This is a genomic window from Bradyrhizobium sp. SZCCHNRI3052 (assembly GCF_032484895.1).
Classification (GTDB): domain Bacteria; phylum Pseudomonadota; class Alphaproteobacteria; order Rhizobiales; family Xanthobacteraceae; genus Bradyrhizobium.
Genome location: NZ_JAUETW010000004.1, coordinates 436,647 through 456,013 on the forward strand (window position 1 = coordinate 436,647; position 19,367 = coordinate 456,013).

The following is a 19,367-nucleotide window of genomic DNA, read 5'->3' on the forward strand; positions in this document are numbered from 1 at the left end:
CAAGCGCGCGCCAATCGTCCGGCCGATCGGAGCATATGAATACAGCGCATGGCGGCAGGCTCGTGCCGCGTGGCGGACAATCGCCGATGCGGCGCAGGTGCGAGCGTGAGCATGCGGATCCAGTATGAGATGAGTGGAACGGCATCTCTTGAGCCTCGCGCGACCCTGGCAGCAATCCGCTTCTCACCCGCTCAGGATGTGCTACCATTTTCGCGCAGGACCACTGGTGTGGTCGGCCAAAGGACGTCTTCAGATACGTTCCGATAAGTAGACGCAGCCACATGAGCTGCCTCATGGGAGTGAAGCGATGACATCGGCTTTTCACCGAAGCATTCTTGCGCTTGCAACAATCAGTCTTCTCGCCGGCACCAGCATCGCCGGCGCGCAGCAGCAATCCGATCAGGGCAAGGGCCTGAAGAAATACGAATCAGGCACCAAGGAGTTCTGGACACATCCGCCGGACGACTGGTTCCTCGGTGACGAGACCGAGGCGCAGAAGGGACTGGCGCCGCCATCGGGCCCGCCGACCGGCGCCTCCGATGCGGAGCTTGCGAAGATCGTCAAGCAAGTGAAGCTGCCCGACGGCTTCAAGATGGAAGTCTGGGCGTCGGGCGTGCTCGCCGCGCGGCAGATGGCGTGGGGTGACAAGGGCACGCTGTTCGTCGGCTCGTTCGGGCTCGGCAACGTCTATGCGATCAGCGACAAGGGCGGCAAGCGCGAGGTCAAGACGGTCCTCAAGGGCTTGAACATGCCGACCGGCCTCGCCTTCCAGGACGGCAATCTCTACGTCATCGCCGTCGACAAGCTGATCAAATACGAGAATGCCGAGGCCAATCTCGACAATCTTGGCCAGGGCAAGGTCGTCTATGACGACATGCCGTCCTATGCGGCGCATGGCTGGAAATACATCGCGGTCGACAAGGAAGGCTGGTTCTATATTCCGTTCGGGCCGCCCTTCAACATCGGCATTCCGCCGACATCGGTGTCGCAGATCCGCCGCGTCGATCCACGCACCGGCAATGCCGAGATCTGGGCGCTCGGCGTCCGCAACAGCGTCGGCGGCGACGTCGATCCGCGCACCGGCCGCTACTGGTTCACCGAGAACGCGCGCGACTGGGTCAGCGACGATCTGCCGAGCGACAAGCTCAACATGATCTCCCGCATCGGCGAGCATTTCGGCTATCCCTATTGTCACCAGGGTGACATGCCGGATCCGAAATTCGCGATGGGCCACAAGTGCTCGGAGTTCACACCGCCGGTGCTGAACCTCGGTGCGCACGTGGCGCCGCTCGGCATGAAGTTCTACACCGGTGACCAGTTCCCGGCGGAGTACAAGAACAACATTCTGATCGCCGAGCACGGCTCCTGGAACCGGCACAAGTACCAGGGTGCGCGGATCATGCGCGTCATCGTCGGTCCCGACGGCAAGGACGCCAAGCAGGAGGTGTTCGCCTCCGGCTGGCTCGAAGGCGACCAGGGCTATCTCGGCCGCCCCGACGACATCATCCTCGCCAAGGATGGCTCGATCCTGGTGGCGGACGACTGGGCCGGCGCGATCTATCGCATCAGCTACGAGAAGAAATGAGCTCGTCGTGAAAGCGGGGCTGCGCGCTGCCTTACGGCGGCCGCAGCCCCAACTATTTTGACCGTCGCGCGTTGACCGGGGGCGAGGTACCGCTCATCGACCGAAGGCCGGTCCGCGCGCCAAAGCAATGATGGGAGCGAGAACCCCCGCGATGACTCCAGGGACCTCCAGAATGTGCCAGGCCGCAGCGGCCGCGCTGACGCTCATGCTCGTGCTTGCGGCGCGTCCGGCCGACGCCGCCGATCTCGAGGCGGGCAAGGCCAAGGCCGAGCTCTGCGCCGGCTGTCACGGCGAGAACGGCATCTCGCAGACCGAGAACATTCCTTCGCTCGCCGGCCAGCAGGATCAGTTCATCCAGTGGCAGCTCGTGTTCTTCCGCGCCGGCACACGCAAGAACGAGGCGATGAAGCCGATCGTCGATCAGCTTACCAACGAGGACATCCGCAATCTCGGCGCCTATTTCGCCTCGCTGCAGCCGGCCAAGGCGCCGCCCGACAATGATCCGGATCTGTCGGCCAAAGGCGCGCAAGCCGCCGCCGGCCGCCGCTGCGCCTCGTGCCATCTCGACAGCTATGCCGGCACCAAGGGCGTGGCGCGGCTCGCCGGCCAGCGCGAGGAATATCTCGTCAAGGCGCTGCACGACTACAAGAGCGGCCAGCGCGTCGGCGGCAGCCAGGCGGCGATGACGGATGTTGCCTATCCGCTGAGCGACGAGGAGATCACGGCGCTCGCGCATTATCTGGCGCATCTGTAGCTGGGACGCCGCCCAGATCACAACTGTCGTCCCGGCCTCGCGCCGGGACCCATACCGCGGAGGCTATCGAGGGACGTCGGTGAGAGTGACCTGCTTCACTACGGGCGGTGGCTATGGGTCCCGGCGCGAGGCCGGGACGACATCGGAGTCTGTGGCGCCGTCGTGCCTGACCAACGGTTCGGCGAACACCGAGGCGACACCAAGAGCTACTTGTCCCGCTGTGCCTCATAGACCTTGAGCTGGGTATAGGCGATGCGCAGCCGTGGCACCGGGACCTTGGCGGCATCGGCGCGGGCGACGAGATCGCCGATGACGTGATCGGCCTCGACCGGCAGGCCGGCGCGGAGATCGCGGAACATCGAGGCGGTCATCGGTGATCCCTCCGCCGTGAGCATGCCGGAGACACGCTGGAAGAAGGCGCCAGCCGGAGGGTAGCCGGCGGCCGCAGCGGTGGCGCTGCATTCGTCGAGCATGCCGAGCAGGAAATCCTTGCCGCCCGGCGCGGTCAGGATCACGCCGACCGGCCCGCGCATCAAGGTGGTCGACGCGGCGAGCGAGGACAGGAACACCCACTTCTCCCACATGTCCTGCATGATGTTCTCGCTGGCCGACGCATTGAAATTGCCGCGCTGGAAGATCTCGAAGATCGCGCGGACGCGCTCCGACGATCCGCCGTCGCGCTCGCCGAAGCTCAGCGACTGCATCGGCTGCAGCTGCACCACCTCGCGCTGCTCGTTCAATGTCGCGGCGATGGCGCAGAGCCCGCCGAGCACGCGCGCGCGCCCGAACCTGGCGTCGAGCACGTCGAGGTGCTTCATGCCGTTGAGCATCGGAATGATCGCGGTGTCAGGTCCCACCGCCGGTGCAAACGAGCCGATCGCGTCGTCGAGATCGAAGGCCTTGCAGCTCAGCAGGACGACGTCGAAGTGCTGCTTCAAACCATCCGCCTGCACCGTCCGCGGATTGGGCAACGTGACGTCACCGGTCGGACTGCGGATCACGAGGCCGGCGCTGGCGAGTTCAGCCGCGCGCCGCGGGCGGACCAGGAACGTGACATCGGCTCCGGACTGCAGCAGCCGGCCGCCGAAATAGCCGCCGATGGCGCCGGCGCCGACGACGAGGATACGCATGGGGGTCTCTCCGTTAGCAAGGCTGCATCATGACGAAGCGCGTGGCGAATGACGAGTGGCGAATAGGGATGGCCACCATTCGCTACTCGCCACTCCCTATCGCCCCTACCACTTCTCGCCAAACGGCCGGATCTCCATTTCGAAGGTCCAGGCGCTCTTCGGCTGCTGGTAGAGCTGCCAATAGGCGCCGGCAACTGAGGACGGCGGCATCAGCAGGTCCGGATTGTCCAGCGCCTCCTCGCCCCAGAGCTGGGCGCGGCGCTCGCGCACCCAGGCGGTGTCGACGCCGGAATCGATGATCAGATGAGCGACATGGATGTTCTGCGGCATCAGTTCGCGCGCCATCGCCTGCGCCACCGCGCGCAGGCCGAACTTGGCGGAGGCGAAGGCCGCGAAGCCGGCGCCGCCGCGCAGCGACGCGGTCGCGCCGGTGAAGAAGATCTTGCCGCCGCCGCGCGGCAGCATCAGCCGGGCGGCCTCGCGGCCGGTGACGAAGCCGGCCCAGCACGCCATCTCCCAGACCTTGCGGAACACGCGGTCGGTGGTCTCCAGGATCGGGAAATTGACGTTGGCGCCGACATTGAAGATCACGACCTCCAGCGGCGCATGCTTGTCGGCGTCGTTGAGGAAGGCGGTGGTCTCGTCCTCCTTGCGGGCATCGAGCGAGCGCGCCACGATCCGCCCGCCGGCGCTCTCGACCTCCGCGACCAGCGGCGCGAGCTTGTCGCCATTGCGGCGGCCGGCGAACACCGTGAAGCCTTCGGACGCGAACTTCTTGACGATCTCGGCGCCGATGTAGTCGCCGGCCCCGACGACCGCGACGGTGGCGTTGCGCTGCTGCATGCTTGGTCTCCGTTCTCCCGAGGCGTCATTGCGAGGAGCGAAGCGACGAAGCCATCCAGTCCTTCGTCGTGGCTCTGGATCGCTTCGCTCGCGATGACGGCGATTACCTGCCTAGGATGTAGTCCTCGACGTCGCGCAGCTGTTCCTTGCCGAAGAACATCTCGTTGCCGACGAAAAAGGTCGGCGAACCGAATGCGCCGCGCTCGACGGCGCGCTGGGTGTTCTCCACGAGCTTCGCCTTGACCTCGGGCTCCTGGGCGCGGGCGAACAGCCTGGCCCCGTCGAGCCCGGACGATGTGATCGCGGCGATCGCGATCTCGGGATCGTCCATCTTCTTCGGCTCGCGCCACATGTGGTGGAACGCCGCGTCGACATAGGCCTCGAACACGCCCTCGAGCTGGGCGGCGATGGCCGCGCGCATCAAGTTCAGCGTATTCACCGGGAAGTACGGATTCCAGACCCAGGGCTGCACGTGGTAGCGCTTGAGGAAGCGCTGCGTCTCGACCTCGTGGAACTCACGCTTGTTCTTGATGCCGGCGAGCGACTCGGCGGGCGACTTGTTGTTGGTCGCCTTGAAGATGCCGCCGAGCAGCACCGGGACATAGTAGAACTGGACGCCGATCCGCTTCACGATCGCCGGGATCGCCTCGTGGCTCAGATAGGCGTTGGGACTGCCGAAGTCGAACATGAATTCTGGCGCTGGACGGCTCATGGGCGGTCTCCTCGGTTTTTCGCATTGTGGTCCAGCGCAGCAGCCCCGTCCAGGGTTTTATGACGGTCATCATATTCCAGCGGCCGGAAGACGCCGGTGGTGCGTCAGATCATCCGGCGCACCGTCCGCTTGCGCCATACCAGGAGATAATAGCTCATCTGCAGCAGCATCATCGCGGCGAACGTGATGGGATAGGCGAGCCAGACGCCGTCGAGCCCGATGCTGCGGCTGAGCCAGGTGGCGGCGGGCACCTCGATCGCGGCGATCGCAAACGCCGAGATCGCCAGCGGCATCCACACCGTCCCGGAGGCGCGCATCGCCGACGAGAACGTGATGGACATGCCGAACAGCACGGAGCTCCACAGCACGATATGCAGCGAATGCTGCGCCACCTCGATGACGGCAGGGTCGGTGATGAAGAAACCCATCAGCACCCGTGAGAACAGATAGCCGATCGCGACCAGGCCGCCGGTCAGCACCACGTTCATCTCGATGCCCGTCCGCACGATGTCGCCGATCTGCTCGGCCTGGCCGCGGCCGATCGCCTGGGCGCCGAAGATCGAGACCGAGATCGCGATCGACAGCGCCGGAAACTGCACATAGCCCAGCACCTGGTTGACCGCGCCATAGGCCGCCGTCGCGTCCGAGCCGAAGCCGTTGACGAGGCCGATCAGCACCATCTCGGCCAAGGACATCACGATCATGCCGATCGCGGCGGGGATGCCGAGCCGCAGCACCGCCCGCAGCAGCTTCGGATCAGGCAGCATGCCCTGCAGGAAGGCCGCATCGATCGCCAGCGGATGCTTGCGCCGGCGCAGATGAACGTGGAGCCAGGCCAGCGTGGTCAGGGTCGAGATCGTCGACGCCCAGGCGGCGCTGGCGACGCCGAGGACGGGCGCGCCGAGCCAGCCGCGGATGAACACCGGGGTGAGCACCAGCCCGAGCGTCGTCGATGCGGCGAGCGAGGCCAGCGGCGTCACGGTGTCGCCGACGCCGCGCATCTGCGACGACAGCAGGATGTAGGCGAAGGTCAGCGGCATCGTGATCATCATGATGCGGGCATAGCCCGCGGCCGCATCGAGGATGTTGGCGGGCGTGGCGAGCGCGGTCAGCAATTCGCGGCTGAACAGGCCGCCGAGCACCGCGATCAGGCAGCCGAGCAGCAGCGCAATGGTCAGCGTCGTGCCGGCGACCTGCTTCACCTTGGCGGGCTCGCCGGCGCCCCAGGCCTGTCCGATCAGAACGCCGGCGCCCGAGCCGAGGCCCATGACGAAGGAGACGAAGAAGAACATCGCCGGGAAGAACACCGAGACCGCGGCGAGCGCATCGACGCCGATCATCTGGCCGAGATAGACATTGTTGATGGTGCCAAACAGCGATTGCAGGGTGTTGCTCAGCATCATCGGGACGACGAACATCAGGAACGGCTTGCGCAGCGAGGCGGTTGGCGACGACACGGCATGGTTCTCCGTCGACCGCTCTTCATTCGGAGTACGGTCGCGTTGCGAGGAATTGGAATGAGAGCCGCCGCGAACGGCCGCTCTCGCTGGCTGTTGAAATCAGCCGATCTCAATCGGCCCTGTGGCGATGCGCGAGCGCCACCGCATGGTCGCGGATGTCGGCCGGCCAGTTCGCGATCAGCGCGGCGAAGCGGCCGAGATCGCCGGCGAACAGCGCCCGGGAGGCCTCCTCGAATTGCGGCAGGTTGCTGCCGATCCCCGACATGAAGTGATAGGCCGCGTCACGCGCCTCGCGGGCGCGGTCGGTGTCGCCGCTGACGCGGCGGGCGTCGTGGACCAGCTTACGCAGTGCCACCGAGGCGCCGCCCGGCTGCGCGTTCAGCCAGTCCCAGTGCTGCGGCAGCAAGGTGACCTCGCGGGCGACGACCCCGAGCTTCGGCCGGCCGCGGCCGCGCGGCCCGCTCGTCGGCTGGTCTGCGACCGCGCCGGCGTCGACCGGCAGGCGCGCCAGGATCTCCCGGTCGCTGCCGCGCAGATCGATGTCGATCGGCTGCCCGGTGCGGTCGTTGAAGATCACGATCGGCTCGGTGTTCGGCGCGGCGTGTTTCAGCACCAGCGCCACCTTGGGCAGGGGCCCGGCGGCGACCCGGGTCTGGCCGGCAAACGCGGTGAAAGTGTCCATGGCTTGGTCCCTGTGATGCGCCTAATAAGACCCGGGTGAAATTAAAGTCAATATTACCCGGATAATTATTGTGGCCGCCTCCAGTGCCGAGGACGCCTCGCCGAACCCATCCTGTCCTGCTACGGAACGGCGCCCGCCACCCGATCCGTCCCTGGGAACCCCATGCTGACCGTTCACCACCTCAACAATTCCCGCTCGCAACGCGTGCTCTGGCTGCTCGAGGAGCTCGGCGTGCCCTACGAGATCATTCGCTACGAGCGCCAGCCGGACATGCGCGCGCCCAAGGAGCTGCGCGCCATCCATCCGCTCGGCAAGTCGCCCGTCATCACCGACGACGGCAACACGGTCGCGGAGTCCGGCGCGATCGTCGAATATCTGATCGAGACCTATGGCGAGGGACGGCTGGTCCCGCCGCCGAAGACGCCGGAGCGGCTGCGCTATTCGTACTGGCTGCACTACGCCGAGGGCTCGGCGATGCCGCTGCTGCTGCTGAAGCTGCTGTTCAACATCATGCCGAAGCGCGCGCCGGCGCTGCTGCGCCCGATCGTGCGCAAGGTGTCGAACCAGGCCTTGAGCACGCTGGTCAATCCGCAGTTGAAGCAGCACATGGCGTTCTGGGAAAGCGAGCTGCAGAAGAGCGAGTGGTTTGCGGGCGATTCGTTCACCGCGGCCGACATCCAGATGAGCTTCCCGCTGCAGGCGGCGGCATCGCGCGGCGGCCTGGAGCAGGGCCATCCGCGGGCGATGGATTTCCTCGCCCGCATCGAGGCACGGCCGGCCTACAAGATCGCGCTGGAGAAGGGCGGGCCCTACGAGGTCGGCCGCTGAGCGCTATTTGGCGGCCGTCGCCGGCGCCGCGGTCGCCGCAATCACCTCGCGCACCAGCCGGGCGACGCCTTTGATGTCGCCGTCTGGATCCACGGAATCGCCGAGCCGGACCACCACTATGCGCTGGCTCGGCATGATCACGAGCCGCTGGCCGAGCAGGCCGAAGGCGAAGAACGCGTCGGCCGGGATGCCGGCGCGCGCCCGTCCCAGCGCGTGAAAATGCTGGCTGCGGTTCGTCCACAGTCCCGCGCCATAGTCGGTGTCCAGCGTTGCGGTCGCCGACATCGCCACCCAGCCCTCGGGCAGGATGCGCTTGTCCCCGGCGACGCCGTCACCGAGATAGAGCAGCCCCAGCTTCGCCCAGTCGCGCGCGCTCGCCAGCATGTTGCCGTAACCTTGCAGCGTGCCGGTGCCGTCGAACTGCAGCGTCGCGCTGCGCATGCCGAGCGGATGGAACAGCTCGCGCCACGCGAGTTCGATCGCCTGCTCGGGACCGCCGGCGGCATCGCGGATGATGCGTGCCAGGATCTGGGTGCTCGCGCTCGAATAGGCCCAGCGCTGGCCGGGCGGCGCGATCAGCGGCGCATGCACCGCGAACGCCGCCATGTCGCGGTGGATGTCCATCTGGCTCGACGGGTCGAAGCCGGAATTGGTCTCGTCCAGCGCCAGGCCTGATGTCATGCGCATCAGCTGCTCGATGGTGATGTCGTGGCGCGGATCTCCGGCTTCGCGCCATTCCGCGACCGGCGCCGGGACCGACGGGCTCAGTCTGCCCTGCCGGGTGAGGATGCCCAGCAGCGCATTGGTGACCGTCTTGGTCATCGAGAAGCCTAAGAGCGGCGTATCGACGCTGATGTTCGGCGCATAGCGCTCCGCGATCAGGCGACCGTCCTTGACAACGACGACCGCCTTGGTGCGGCGGAACGGCGGGTTGGCCGGCTCCTCGAAGGCGTGATCGAGCGCCGCCTTCAGCGCGGGATCGCCGGGCTCCACTGCAGCGCCTTCCGCCAAGTCGGGCAACGCGGGAGCGGGCGCCGCGGCACGCAGCGCAGCGACGTCGGTGTGAGGCACGTAAGGCGGCTTCTGGCCCTGGAGCGTCACGCAACCGAGACCGTCATGATACGTGGCCCGGGTGGCGTGCAGGCCGAGCAGCGACGCCTCCACCATGCGCATGTCGGGCTCCACCCGGTAGCGCATCACGGCCCGCAGCCGGCGCAGACCGGGCCGTTCCATGGTCTCCGCAAACACCGTTTGCGGATCGAAGCCGGAGACGTAGGTCTTGGCGCAGATCATCTCGGCGACCGCGCTGGTCGCGACGCGCAGCGCCCGGTCAGGCCGATAGGTGAGCCACCCCGCCACCAGCAGGGCCGCAAACACCAGCAGACCGACCACGAATCTTCGCAAATGCACCAGAACGTCCGACACCGTCTCGCGGGCGAGCCTCGCTGCGCCCTGGTATGCTTCTAACGCGCCTCGGTCACCACGCCAACGGAGGGAAGCGCGTGCAGGGCCCCGCCGGGCGGCGGCAAATCGTCATCCGGGGCCGCGATGTCCGACATCGCCTGGGAACCGGCGCCTCAGCGCCCGGCTGCGGTGGAGCCCTTGCTGCGCGGATCCGGCGCGCCGACGAATCCATCCGACGTCACCAGGATGGAGTTGGCCGAGGTCCGTCCCATCGGCTCCTCGAGCTTGTGACCTCGGGCGCGCAGACCGGCGAGCACGTCCTCGGCAAAACCCTTCTCGATTCGGACCTCGTCGGGCATCCATTGGTGATGCAGGCGAGGCGCGGTGACGGCCTGGCGGACGTCTATCCGATAGTCGAGCACGTTGACGATCACCTGCAGCACGGTCGAGATGATGCGGCTGCCGCCCGGCGAGCCGGTGACGAGCACGGGCTTGCCGTCCTTCAGCACGATGGTCGGCGACATCGACGACAGCGGCCGCTTGCCGGGGCCTGGCAGATTGGCCTCGAAGCCGACCAGGCCGAAGGCATTCGAGGCGCCGGGCGCGGCGGTGAAATCGTCGAGCTCGTTGTTGAGCAGCACGCCGGTGCCCTCGGCGACGAGGCCGACGCCATAGGGGAAGTTCAGCGTGTAGGTGTTGCTGACGGCATTTCCGTCATTGTCGACGACCGAAAAATGCGTGGTGTTGCTGCCCTCCCGCAGCGGCGTGGTGTTGAGCACGTCGCCGGCGCTGGTGGCGTGCGCGGGATCGATCCCGGCGCGCTGGCGCGCGGCATAGTCCTTCGACAGCATCGCGCGCACCGGCGCGTCGACGAAGGCGGGGTCGCCGAGATAGCGCGCGCGGTCGGCATAGGCGCGCTTCATCGCCTCGATCAGCAGATGCAGCGAGGCGGGCGAGCCCTGCTTCAGCTCAGCGAGCGGAAAGCCCTCGAGGATGTTCAGCATCTCGACCAGCACGGTGCCGCCCGAGGACGGCAGCGGCATCGACACGATGTCATAGCCGCGATAGGTGCCGCGCACCGGCGTGCGCAGCACCGGCTGGTAGGCCTTGAGATCGTCCGCTGTCATGATGCCGCCGGCATCCTGGATCGCCTTGGCGAGCTGGTCGGCGACCGGCCCTTCATAAAATCCGCGCGGGCCCTGCTCGGCAATGGCGGTGAGCGTCGCCGCCAGATCGCGCTGGATCAGCCGGTCTCCTTCCCTCAGCACCGTGCCATCGGGACGGATGAAGATCGCGGCCGATGATTTCCATTTTGCCAGCCGCGGCGCCATCATCGGCAGGGTGACGGCAACGTCGTCGGCGACGGGGATGCCGTCGCGCGCCAGCACGATCGCCGGATGCAGCACCTGCGCCAGCGTGAACTTGCCCGAGCCGTATTTCTCCAGCGCCAGCGCGAGACCTGCCACCGATCCGGGGACGCCGATCGACAGCGCCGAATCGCGCGACTTGACGTTGTCGGGCTTGCCATCGGCGCCGAGGAAGATGTCGCGCGTGATCGCGGCGGGACCGGTCTCGCGATAGTCGATCGCCACGTCCTCGTTGGTCCTGGCGATGTGGATGACCATGAAGCCGCCGCCGCCGATGTTGCCGGCAACGGGATAGGTGACGGCCATCGCAAAGCCGGTGGCAACGGCGGCATCGACCGCGTTGCCGCCCAGCGCAAGGATGCGCTGGCCGACTTCGGCCGCGATCCGCTCCTGCGCCACCACCATGCCATGTGCGGGCGGCTGCGCCGGCGCGGTGATACCGGGGGGCTGCGGGATATCGAAGGTTTGCGAATCCAGCGCCCGCGCGGGCAGGCAGCCGGCCAGCAACAGCATGAAACCCGCAAGGAGCCGTCGTCGATCAATCGTGAACGTGGTCATCGCAATTCTGCCGTTGCTGACATCCGCCTGGGATCGTCAGATGTTATAGGGCCGCGTCGCCGGCGTAAAACGCAACGCCGTGATCGTCGCGAGATGCGACGCTGTGATTGCAGAGGATTTTCGAATGGCCGTCATCACGATCGAGACCTCTGGTCCTGCCGACGGCCGAATCTATCCCGGGCGCGCGGCCGTCGTCAGCTGGATCTTCTTCGATTGGGCGGCGCAGCCCTACTTCACGCTGATCACGACCTTCGTCTTCGCGCCCTATTTCGCGGCGCATGTCGCGCCGGACGCGGCGAGCGGCCAGGCGCTGTGGGGCTTTGCGACCGCCGCGGCCGGCATCGTCATCGCGCTGCTGTCACCGGTGTTCGGCGCCATCGCCGATGCCACCGGGCGCCGCAAGCCGTGGATCGCGGCGTTCGGCGCGATGCTGGTGATCGGCGCCTCGCTGATGTGGATCGGGCGTCCCGGCGCGCCCGAGCTGATCCCGCCGCTGCTCGCGGCCTATGTGATCGCCACCATCGGTGTCGAGTTCGCCACCGTGTTCAACAACGCGATGATGCCGACCCTGGTGCCGCCGGAACGCATCGGCCGGCTGTCCGGCACCGGATGGGCCACCGGCTATGTCGGCGGCATCCTCTCGCTCGTCATCGTGCTCGGCTTTCTCGCCGCCAATCCCGACAGCGGCCGCACGCTGTTTGGATTCAAGCCGCTGTTCGGGCTCGATCCCGTGAGCCATGAAGGCGACCGCATCTCCGGTCCGCTCACCGGGCTCTGGTTCATCGTGTTCGTATTGCCGATGTTCCTGTTCACACCGGACTTTCCGGCGCGGCACCGGCTGCGCGCGGCCGTGGGCGAGGGGCTTGGTCAACTGAAGCAGACGCTGCGCAGCCTGCCGCAGCAGCGCGACGTTGCGCTCTTTCTCCTCGCCAACATGATCTACACCGATGGGCTGGTGTCGCTGTTCGCTTTCGGCGGCATCTATGCCGCCGGCACGTTCGGCTGGAACACGATCCAGATCGGCACCTTCGGCATCATCCTCGCCGCCGCCGGCACGTTCGGCGGCTGGCTCGGCGGCAAGCTGGATGACTTTCTCGGGCCGAAGCGCGTGATCGCCGGCAGCATGACGCTGCTGCTGCTCGCGATCATCGCGATTCTCATGGTGAGCCGTGATTCGGTTCTGTTCATTTCGGTTACGCCGGCCGTGCCGGGCGGCCCGCTGTTCGCCTCGCTGCCGGAGCGCGCCTATCTCTTGCTCGGCTGCGTCATCGGCGCCTGCGGCGCGCCGCTGCAGGCGGCCTCGCGCTCGCTGCTGATCCGCATGGTGCCGAAGGAGCGCGTCGCGCAGTATTTCGGTCTGTTCGCGCTCACCGGCAAGGTGACGTCGTTCATCGGCCCGCTGCTGATCGGCACCATCACCGCGGTCACTGCGAGTCAGAAGGCCGGCATGGCCGTGCTGGTGCTGTTCTTTGCGGTGGGGCTAGTGTTGCTGGCGCGGGTGAATGCAGGTGGTCGTGCGGGGCAGGGCGCCTGAAACTTGCTCCGCCGTCATTCCGGGGCGCCCGCAGGGCGAGCCCGGAATCCATACTCACGATCGTGGTTATGGATTCCGGGCCTGCGCCTTGCGGCGCATCCCGGAATGACGGCGGAGATTGTGGGCGCAATCAGTGCCGGAAGTGCCGCACGCCGGTCAGCACCATGGCGATGCCGTGCTCGTCAGCCGCCTTGATGACCTCGTCGTCCTTCACGGAGCCGCCGGGCTGAATGACCGCGGTGGCGCCGGCCTCGATGCAGGCGAGCATGCCGTCGGCGAACGGGAAGAACGCGTCGGAGGCGACCACCGATCCCTTGGTCAGCGGCTCGGCGAGCTTGAGCGCGCTGGCCGCATCCAGCGCCTTGCGCGCGGCGATGCGCGCCGAATCGACCCGGCTCATCTGTCCCGCGCCGATGCCGACTGTCGCCGACTCCTTGGCGTAGACGATGGTGTTCGACTTGACATGCTTGGCGACGCGGAAGGCGAAGCGCAGGTCGCGCAGCTCGGCTTCGGTGGGGGCGCGCTTGGTCACCACCTTCAGCTCCATGTCATCGACGACAGCATTGTCGCGGCTCTGCACCAGCAGGCCGCCGGCCACGGTCTTGGCGGTGAGGCCGGCTTCGCGCGGATCGGGCAGGGCGCCGGCGAGCAGCAGCCGCAGGTTCTTGCGCGCTGCGATCACCGCGATCGCCTCCTCGGTCGCGTCGGGCGCGATGATCACCTCGGTGAAGATGCCGGTGATCGCGTGCGCCGTGGCGGCATCGAGCTTGCGGTTCATCGCGATGATCCCGCCGAACGCCGAGGTCGAGTCACAGGCCAGCGCCTTCTGGTAGGCGGTGACGAGATCGGGCCCTTCGGCGACACCGCAGGGATTGGCGTGCTTGACGATGACACAGGCGGCGGTGCGCGCCGGGTCGAACTCGGCGATGCACTCATAGGCCGCGTCGGTGTCGTTGATGTTGTTGTAGGACAGCTCCTTGCCTTGCAGCTGGCGCGCGGTGGCGACGCCGGGACGGCGGCCGGGCAGCGCGTAGAAAGCGGCGTGCTGGTGCGGGTTCTCGCCATAGCGCAGCGACTGGATCAGCTTGCCACCGAAGGCGCGGTAATCGGGCGCGTCGTTCTGGATGGTGGCGGCGAACCAGTTGGAGATCGCGGCATCATAGGCGGCGGTGCGCGCATAGGCCTTGGCGGCAAGCCGGCGGCGCAGCAGCAGCGTGGTCGAACCCTCATGCCGCGCCAGGTCGTCCAGCACGGCGTGATAGTCGTTGACGTCGACGACGACGGCGACGTCCTCGTGGTTCTTCGACGCCGCGCGGATCATCGCCGGGCCGCCGATGTCGATGTTCTCGATGCAGTCGTTGAACGGGGCGCCGCGTTCGACCGTGGCCTCGAACGGGTAGAGATTGACGACGAGCAGATCGATCGGCGCGATGCCGTGGGTCTTCATCGCCTCGGCATGCTCATCATTGCCGCGGATCGCGAGCAGTCCGCCATGCACCTTCGGATGCAGCGTCTTGACGCGGCCGTCCATCATCTCGGGAAAGCCGGTGAGGTCGGAGACGTCCTTCACCTTGAGGCCGGCATCGGCAATCGCCTTGGCGGTGCCGCCGGTCGAGACCAGCTCGATGCCGCGCGCGGCGAGCGAGCGGGCGAAGTCGACCAGGCCGGTCTTGTCGGATACGGAAAGCAGGGCACGGTGAACGCGACGAAGCTGATTGGTCATGGGCAGAGTCCTTGTGCAGGAGTTCAAAATGCCCAGGCGCACGGCGTCAAATCCCGCGCTCCCCGATGGTGCTCCATCCAAAGTCGCCAGTCGCGCGAGAGCGGGCCTCATATCAGCTTTTGCCGCCCGCGACAACGGGTGGCCGATCGAACGATCACCTTGGCCGCACGTCTCACGATGAGCCGCCCGAACGTCGGCCGCGTTCCGAGGGCCCGCCGAAGGCGGACGTCTCGACGGACGGTGATGTGAGATGATCTGAGAAGCGAGAGCCAGGGTGTTACAGCGGCAGCTCAGGCTCTCTCCGCCCGTTGCGGCGCCCGTTGGTCTCGGTCGGGGACGTCGACGAGCGGACGAAGCTCCAGCGGATCGACGGGGCCTGCTGCGCGTCCTGCCGGATCACCAGTTGCGTGGTGCGGCGCGGACCGTCATTGCCGGCGAGAAACACGCTGTCCTCGAGGTCGACGCGATCGTCGAACGTCTCGAACGTCCAGACCTCGCGATTGGGTAGCACCAGCATGGCGCCGCGGCCGTCGCTGAGCCGGCTGGCCTTGACGGCCGGGTGCAGGTGGAAGCGCAGCGCGTAGTCCGATCCGCCGCCGCGGAGCCGCGCGCCCTGCGCCGGCGTCACGGTGTCCTCGCCGTCGAGCCGCGAGCCGTCCTCGGCCGCCACCAGCACGCGACGATGGATCAGGCCGAATTTCGCCGCGTAGCCGTTGTGCGAGGTCGACAGCACGGTGCCGTCGGGCACGATCTCGCGGAAGTTCTCGACCCGCGTCGGACCCGATACGATCGGCGCGCCGTGCAGCAGGCGCTTCATCGCCGACATCTCGACGAAGGTGCAGGACGAGGTGTTGTGGTAGGTCAGCGTCGAATGTGCCACCGTGCTGCGCGCAAAGGCGCGCCAATTATCGCGGCCGGTCGACGGCATGCCGCAATTGATCACGATGCGGCACGGTCCGGAGGACATCTCGAAGGCGAGGCAGCCGGCATGGGCCTCATGGCTCAGATGCGGTGGCGGCGGCGGACCGGTATCGACGATCACCGTCATCGGTCCGGCGTCGAGCCGCTGGAAACCGGAATGCGGCATGCTCGCCATCGGCGTGCCGTGGGTGTCGTCGTAGGCGAGCAGGGTCGCCAGCAGGTCGGACGGGGTGCCGCCCATGCCATTGAACAGCGCCATGTTGCCGTCGCCGTGGCGGAAGAAGCGCAGCATCGGCATCATGCGGTCGATGGCGTTGAGCAGCGCCGGCGGCGGGGCGATGTTGCGGGCCGCAAACGTCTGCCGCAGCGGCAGCAGGTCGATCAGCAATTCGATCAGCGCGCCCGGGTTGCGCGAGACGTGGCCGCCATCGGGCAGGATCTGCCGCTGCAATTCGTCGGAGAGTTTCCGGGTCGCGCTGCGGATGTGCTTGGCCTGGTTGGCGAGGCACAGCGCGGCGTAACACAGTGCGATCAGCACCTGCAGCCGCGGCGCGCCATCCGGGATGTCGATCGTCGAATAGCGCAGATAGCGGATCTCGCGGGTCAGCCCGCGCAGATAGCGGCGGTAGAACTTGCCGTCGGAATCGGCCAGCACCAGCGGCGCCTGCGACAGCAGCGAGATCACCCGCCGCGCCAGCACGTCGGCGCGCCGGCTCAGCGGATGGCGGCCGATCTGGTTGGTGATCCAGTCGTCGACCAGAGCACGGGCATTGGCGCGGGTCAGCGCGGTGTCGGCTGCGCGCAGATGTCGCAGCCAGCCGAAGCCGAGCAGGGCCACCTCCCAGTCCTCGGACGGCGGCTCCAGGTCGAAGATCGAGCGGCCATGGCAGGTCACGATCTTGCCGGCGAAGACGAAGCGGCCGGCGTAGATCTCGGCCGCCCGCGTCGCGTCCGACGTGCGCAGGTCATGCGGCGCAATGATGAGTCGGTCGGCGCGACCGGGCCACAACCCGGACACGGATACCGATACACCGCTGACGTTGGACATCAGGCTGCGCGCAAAGCGGCCCATCACCAGCGTCGATATGCGTCTGCGTTGAGCGGCGGACACGCCAAGCCTTGGATTCAGAGGGGGATTCGGTTGCGCATCCTTCATAGATCGCAACTGCCGCCGATACACCATTTTTGGCCCCGGTGCAGCACCATCGCGGGACCAGAATCTGGTGCAAAATCAGGATTTAACGGACTAACGCAACGCCGACGCCCTTAAAGCCCGGCCGACGCAGGGCCGGCGCACGGCGCACGATGACACGCTCACGGCCGCCGCTCCAGTCTCGCCGCATAAAAACCATCGAGACCGCCGAGCCGGGGGTCCTGGTGCGGCAAATGGCAGGGCAGCGTGCGCAAGTCGCCGGCCGGGGTGACCAGCTCTGCCAGTCCCGCCACCTCGCCGGCGGTGACGGGGACGCGGCGCAGCTCGGTGGTTTGGGCCAGCACGCGCTCGACCACCTGCTCGCCCTCCTCGGGCTCCAGCGAACAGGTGCAGTAGACCAGGGTTCCGCCCGGCTTGATCAGGCTGCCCGCCCTGGTCAACAGCCGCGCCTGCAAGCCCGACAACGCGGCGATGTCGGCCTCGCTGCGCAACCAGCCGACGTCGGGATGACGCCGAATCGTGCCGGTCGAGGTGCAGGGCGCATCGAGCAGCAGGCCGTCGAAGCCGCCGCTGTCGGCGGGCTGCCATTCGGCGGCGTCGGCCACGACCGTCTCGGCGGTCAGCTGCAGCCGGGTCATGTTGTCCTTCAGCCGGTTCATCCGGGCCGGCGACCGGTCGACCGCGGTGACGCGGGCGCCGGCATGGGCGAGCTGAGCCGTCTTGCCGCCTGGCGCCGCGCAGAGGTCGGCGACGGCCTTGCCGCTGATGTCGCCGAGCAGGCGCGCAGGCAAGGCGGCGGCGGCGTCCTGCACCCACCATTGTCCCTCGGCGAAGCCCGGCAGCACCGTCACCGAACCATGCAGCACGGTGCGCACGGTGCCGGTCGACAGCACCTCGCCATGCAGCCGCGACGCCCATTGCGCCGGGTCCGACTTCACCGTGAGGTCGAGCGACGGCTCCTGGCCGAGCGCCGCGGCGATGTCCCTGGCGGTCGCTTCGCCATAATGATCGATCCAGCGCTTGAGCAGCCAGGGCGCGATGTCGAGCGGCTGACCGGCGGCATCGTCGAGCAGGGTTGCGCCCTCGCGCGCGCAGCGCCGCAGCACCGCGTTGACGAGCCCGGCATATTTCGCTGCGCGGCGGTCGGCCTGCACCAGGCGGACGGAGAGGTCGACGGCAGCGTGGTCAGGAACGTCCATCCAGAGGATCTGGGCGGCGCCGATCAGCAGCGCGCTCTGCGCCCGCGGCGCGTCGGTCGGCACGCCGCGATCCAGCAGCCGCGACAGCACGTGACCGAGCGTTCCAAGCCGCCGCAAGGTGGTGGCGACCAGCCGGCGCATCAGCGCGCGGTCGCGGTCGGCCAGATGCTTCAGTCCGGGATGTGCGCCGGTCCCGTCGAGCTGATCGTCGAGGGTGCGATGCTTGTGCAGCACGCCGTCGACCACGTCGGCGGCGATGCGCCGTGCCGCCAGGCCTGGGACTTCGGAAGGGGTCGCAAAACGCGGCGGAGGCATGCCTGGGAATTACTCGCGAAAGAAGAAAGGCAGTTCCGCGACCATCGGGTGCATGCCATCAGCTTGCGGGTCCTCTGTCACCGGAATATGCCAAATGTAAGAATCGGCTCTGCTTTTATTAGCCCTGTTTTTTCATGGGTGGGCACACGATCTGATGAGGTCGGGAACGAACCGGTTCAATGGTGGAATGGTACGATGAGCAACGAGCCCGAGAATGAGCCCAGGAGTGAGCCGAAGGGCAAGGCCGCTTTGGCCGTGGTCGCCAGCAATGAGTCGCCGCGCAAGCCGCTGACGCCGGCCGCGCAGCGCGCGCTGGCCGAGGCTGAGGAACGCCGCCGACTGGCAGCACAACAGACGAAGCCGATGCCGACGGAGTTGCAGGGGCCGAAAGGGCCGGAGCCGACCCGGTACGGCGACTGGGAGAGAAAGGGACTCATCTCGGACTTCTGACGGGATCTCGGCGCGCGGCTTGCGTTGTTCGGCGCCGGGGTTGCCGGTCCCGCGTTCTCCGCACTCGCGTATCGCAGCGGTGACTCAGCGCGTGACCACCACCGTCGTGCCGATCGACACGCGCTCGTAGAGGTCGGTGATATCCGGGTTGAGCATGCGGATGCAGCCGTAGGACACGTAGCCGCCCACCGAATTCGGCACGTTGGTGCCGTGGATCGCATATTCGCCGCCGGCGAGCGTCAAGGCGGCAACGCCCATCGGATTGCGCGGCGAGCCGCCGGGAATGACGTCCGGCAGCTCCGGCTTGTCGCGCTTGACGTCGGCGGGCGGAGCCCAGGCCGGATTCTTGTACTTGCCGTCGATCTTGGTGGTGCCGGCCCATTGCCGGCCGGCCTTGCCGACGCCGACCGTGTAGCGCAAGGCGTGGCTGCCATCGAGCACGAGATAGAGTTTCCGCTCGCCGGTCCTCACGACGATGGTGCCCGGCGAAAAGTCGCCGGCGACGGCGACCAACTCGGGACGGGCCGACGCAGAGCCGGCCGTCGTGACCATGGTTCCGATCACCGACGCGGCCAGCATCGCCGCCTTCATTGTCAGCCTGACCGCCCCAGTCCGCATGGTCATCCCCTCAGCCGGTTCCGCGGCGCCTGCTCCCCGGCCGGGAGCACGCAGATCGCATGAGGAAAGGAAAACTCCGTCTGCGAGTAAATGACCTGAAAACAACACTCCCGCGGAATCAGCCGCGGGAG

The 19,367-nt window shown here is 67.3% G+C and carries 16 protein-coding genes and 1 riboswitch; of the genes, 5 read left to right on the top strand and 11 right to left on the bottom strand.

Annotated features, from left to right (window positions below):
• Positions 1-307: 307 nt before the first annotated feature.
• Entirely contained in the window at positions 308-1,585 is a 1,278-nt protein-coding gene (locus tag QW887_RS15660) for a PQQ-dependent sugar dehydrogenase (RefSeq protein ID WP_315750582.1), read from the top strand.
• Positions 1,586-1,757: 172 nt separating this feature from the next.
• Positions 1,758-2,339 carry a c-type cytochrome gene (locus QW887_RS15665; RefSeq protein ID WP_409998629.1) on the top strand — a complete coding sequence of 194 codons (582 nt, stop codon included), beginning with the start codon at positions 1,758-1,760 and terminating at the stop codon, positions 2,337-2,339.
• A gap of 206 nt (positions 2,340-2,545) precedes the next feature.
• Here the strand turns inward: QW887_RS15665 and panE are convergent, their stop codons facing one another.
• From panE to QW887_RS15690, 5 genes are all read right to left on the bottom strand, one after another.
• Positions 2,546-3,469, bottom strand: a complete 924-nt coding sequence (gene panE, locus QW887_RS15670) for a 2-dehydropantoate 2-reductase (RefSeq protein ID WP_315715862.1) — start codon at positions 3,467-3,469, stop codon at positions 2,546-2,548.
• Between the two features lie 105 nt (positions 3,470-3,574).
• Entirely contained in the window at positions 3,575-4,312 is a 738-nt protein-coding gene (locus QW887_RS15675; protein WP_315750583.1) for an SDR family NAD(P)-dependent oxidoreductase, read from the bottom strand.
• 103 nt (positions 4,313-4,415) lie between these two features.
• On the bottom strand, positions 4,416-5,024 hold the full coding sequence (locus QW887_RS15680; protein ID WP_315715864.1) for a 2-hydroxychromene-2-carboxylate isomerase: 609 nt from the start codon (positions 5,022-5,024) through the stop codon (positions 4,416-4,418).
• Between the two features lie 104 nt (positions 5,025-5,128).
• Entirely contained in the window at positions 5,129-6,442 is a 1,314-nt protein-coding gene (locus QW887_RS15685; RefSeq protein ID WP_316170087.1) for an MATE family efflux transporter, read from the bottom strand.
• Between the two features lie 151 nt (positions 6,443-6,593).
• Positions 6,594-7,166 (bottom strand): DUF2239 family protein, encoded by a 573-nt coding sequence (locus QW887_RS15690; protein ID WP_316194678.1) that lies wholly within the window; start codon positions 7,164-7,166, stop codon positions 6,594-6,596.
• 162 nt (positions 7,167-7,328) lie between these two features.
• On the opposite strand from QW887_RS15690, the gene QW887_RS15695 reads away from it, so the two are divergent.
• Positions 7,329-7,994 carry a glutathione S-transferase gene (locus QW887_RS15695; protein ID WP_316169963.1) on the top strand — a complete coding sequence of 222 codons (666 nt, stop codon included), beginning with the start codon at positions 7,329-7,331 and terminating at the stop codon, positions 7,992-7,994.
• A gap of 3 nt (positions 7,995-7,997) precedes the next feature.
• Here QW887_RS15695 and QW887_RS15700 read toward each other — a convergent pair whose 3' ends face one another.
• Positions 7,998-9,404: a serine hydrolase gene (locus tag QW887_RS15700; RefSeq protein ID WP_316169962.1), complete on the bottom strand. Its 1,407-nt coding sequence runs from the start codon at positions 9,402-9,404 to the stop codon at positions 7,998-8,000.
• A gap of 167 nt (positions 9,405-9,571) precedes the next feature.
• The gene (gene ggt / locus QW887_RS15705; RefSeq protein ID WP_410051834.1) at positions 9,572-11,323 is read right to left on the bottom strand and encodes a gamma-glutamyltransferase; all 1,752 of its coding nucleotides are present in this window, start codon (positions 11,321-11,323) and stop codon (positions 9,572-9,574) included.
• A 124-nt stretch (positions 11,324-11,447) separates the two neighbouring features.
• Here ggt and QW887_RS15710 point away from each other — a divergent pair, with 124 nt between their 5' ends.
• The gene (locus QW887_RS15710) at positions 11,448-12,857 is read left to right on the top strand and encodes an MFS transporter (RefSeq protein ID WP_316194679.1); all 1,410 of its coding nucleotides are present in this window, start codon (positions 11,448-11,450) and stop codon (positions 12,855-12,857) included.
• A gap of 130 nt (positions 12,858-12,987) precedes the next feature.
• Here QW887_RS15710 and purH read toward each other — a convergent pair whose 3' ends face one another.
• The 3 genes from purH to QW887_RS15725 form a co-directional block, all read right to left on the bottom strand.
• Positions 12,988-14,580, bottom strand: a complete 1,593-nt coding sequence (purH, locus tag QW887_RS15715) for a bifunctional phosphoribosylaminoimidazolecarboxamide formyltransferase/IMP cyclohydrolase (RefSeq protein ID WP_316194680.1) — start codon at positions 14,578-14,580, stop codon at positions 12,988-12,990.
• Positions 14,581-14,603: 23 nt separating this feature from the next.
• A riboswitch (ZMP/ZTP riboswitch) is annotated at positions 14,604-14,684 on the bottom strand.
• A 173-nt stretch (positions 14,685-14,857) separates the two neighbouring features.
• Complete coding sequence (locus tag QW887_RS15720) at positions 14,858-16,573, bottom strand: heparinase II/III family protein (RefSeq protein WP_315825829.1); 1,716 nt, start codon at positions 16,571-16,573, stop codon at positions 14,858-14,860.
• A gap of 242 nt (positions 16,574-16,815) precedes the next feature.
• Positions 16,816-18,168, bottom strand: coding sequence for an RsmB/NOP family class I SAM-dependent RNA methyltransferase (locus QW887_RS15725; protein ID WP_316169960.1), 1,353 nt, complete (start codon positions 18,166-18,168; stop codon positions 16,816-16,818).
• A gap of 255 nt (positions 18,169-18,423) precedes the next feature.
• Between QW887_RS15725 and QW887_RS15730 the strand changes: the two genes are divergently transcribed.
• The gene (locus QW887_RS15730) at positions 18,424-18,618 is read left to right on the top strand and encodes a DUF1674 domain-containing protein (RefSeq protein WP_316167822.1); all 195 of its coding nucleotides are present in this window, start codon (positions 18,424-18,426) and stop codon (positions 18,616-18,618) included.
• An 84-nt stretch (positions 18,619-18,702) separates the two neighbouring features.
• On the opposite strand, the gene QW887_RS15735 is transcribed toward QW887_RS15730, so the two are convergent.
• A complete protein-coding gene (locus tag QW887_RS15735; RefSeq protein WP_409998633.1) occupies positions 18,703-19,197 on the bottom strand; it encodes a L,D-transpeptidase in 495 nt (164 codons plus the stop codon).
• Positions 19,198-19,367: the final 170 nt, after the last annotated feature.

What these genes read in the sequence shown, in the direction of transcription:
- purH (WP_316194680.1), bottom strand. Translation starts at nt 14,580, where the DNA reads ATGACCAATCAGCTTCGTCGCGTTCACCGTGCCCTGCTTTCCGTATCC.
- QW887_RS15735 (WP_409998633.1), bottom strand. Translation starts at nt 19,197, where the DNA reads ATGCTGGCCGCGTCGGTGATCGGAACCATGGTCACGACGGCCGGCTCT.
- panE (WP_315715862.1), bottom strand. Translation starts at nt 3,469, where the DNA reads ATGCGTATCCTCGTCGTCGGCGCCGGCGCCATCGGCGGCTATTTCGGC.
- QW887_RS15660 (WP_315750582.1), top strand. Translation starts at nt 308, where the DNA reads ATGACATCGGCTTTTCACCGAAGCATTCTTGCGCTTGCAACAATCAGT.
- QW887_RS15690 (WP_316194678.1), bottom strand. Translation starts at nt 7,166, where the DNA reads ATGGACACTTTCACCGCGTTTGCCGGCCAGACCCGGGTCGCCGCCGGG.
- ggt (WP_410051834.1), bottom strand. Translation starts at nt 11,323, where the DNA reads ATGACCACGTTCACGATTGATCGACGACGGCTCCTTGCGGGTTTCATG.
- QW887_RS15725 (WP_316169960.1), bottom strand. Translation starts at nt 18,168, where the DNA reads ATGCCTCCGCCGCGTTTTGCGACCCCTTCCGAAGTCCCAGGCCTGGCG.
- QW887_RS15665 (WP_409998629.1), top strand. Translation starts at nt 1,758, where the DNA reads ATGTGCCAGGCCGCAGCGGCCGCGCTGACGCTCATGCTCGTGCTTGCG.
- QW887_RS15720 (WP_315825829.1), bottom strand. Translation starts at nt 16,573, where the DNA reads ATGGGCCGCTTTGCGCGCAGCCTGATGTCCAACGTCAGCGGTGTATCG.
- QW887_RS15685 (WP_316170087.1), bottom strand. Translation starts at nt 6,442, where the DNA reads ATGTTCGTCGTCCCGATGATGCTGAGCAACACCCTGCAATCGCTGTTT.
- QW887_RS15710 (WP_316194679.1), top strand. Translation starts at nt 11,448, where the DNA reads ATGGCCGTCATCACGATCGAGACCTCTGGTCCTGCCGACGGCCGAATC.
- QW887_RS15695 (WP_316169963.1), top strand. Translation starts at nt 7,329, where the DNA reads ATGCTGACCGTTCACCACCTCAACAATTCCCGCTCGCAACGCGTGCTC.
- QW887_RS15675 (WP_315750583.1), bottom strand. Translation starts at nt 4,312, where the DNA reads ATGCAGCAGCGCAACGCCACCGTCGCGGTCGTCGGGGCCGGCGACTAC.
- QW887_RS15680 (WP_315715864.1), bottom strand. Translation starts at nt 5,024, where the DNA reads ATGAGCCGTCCAGCGCCAGAATTCATGTTCGACTTCGGCAGTCCCAAC.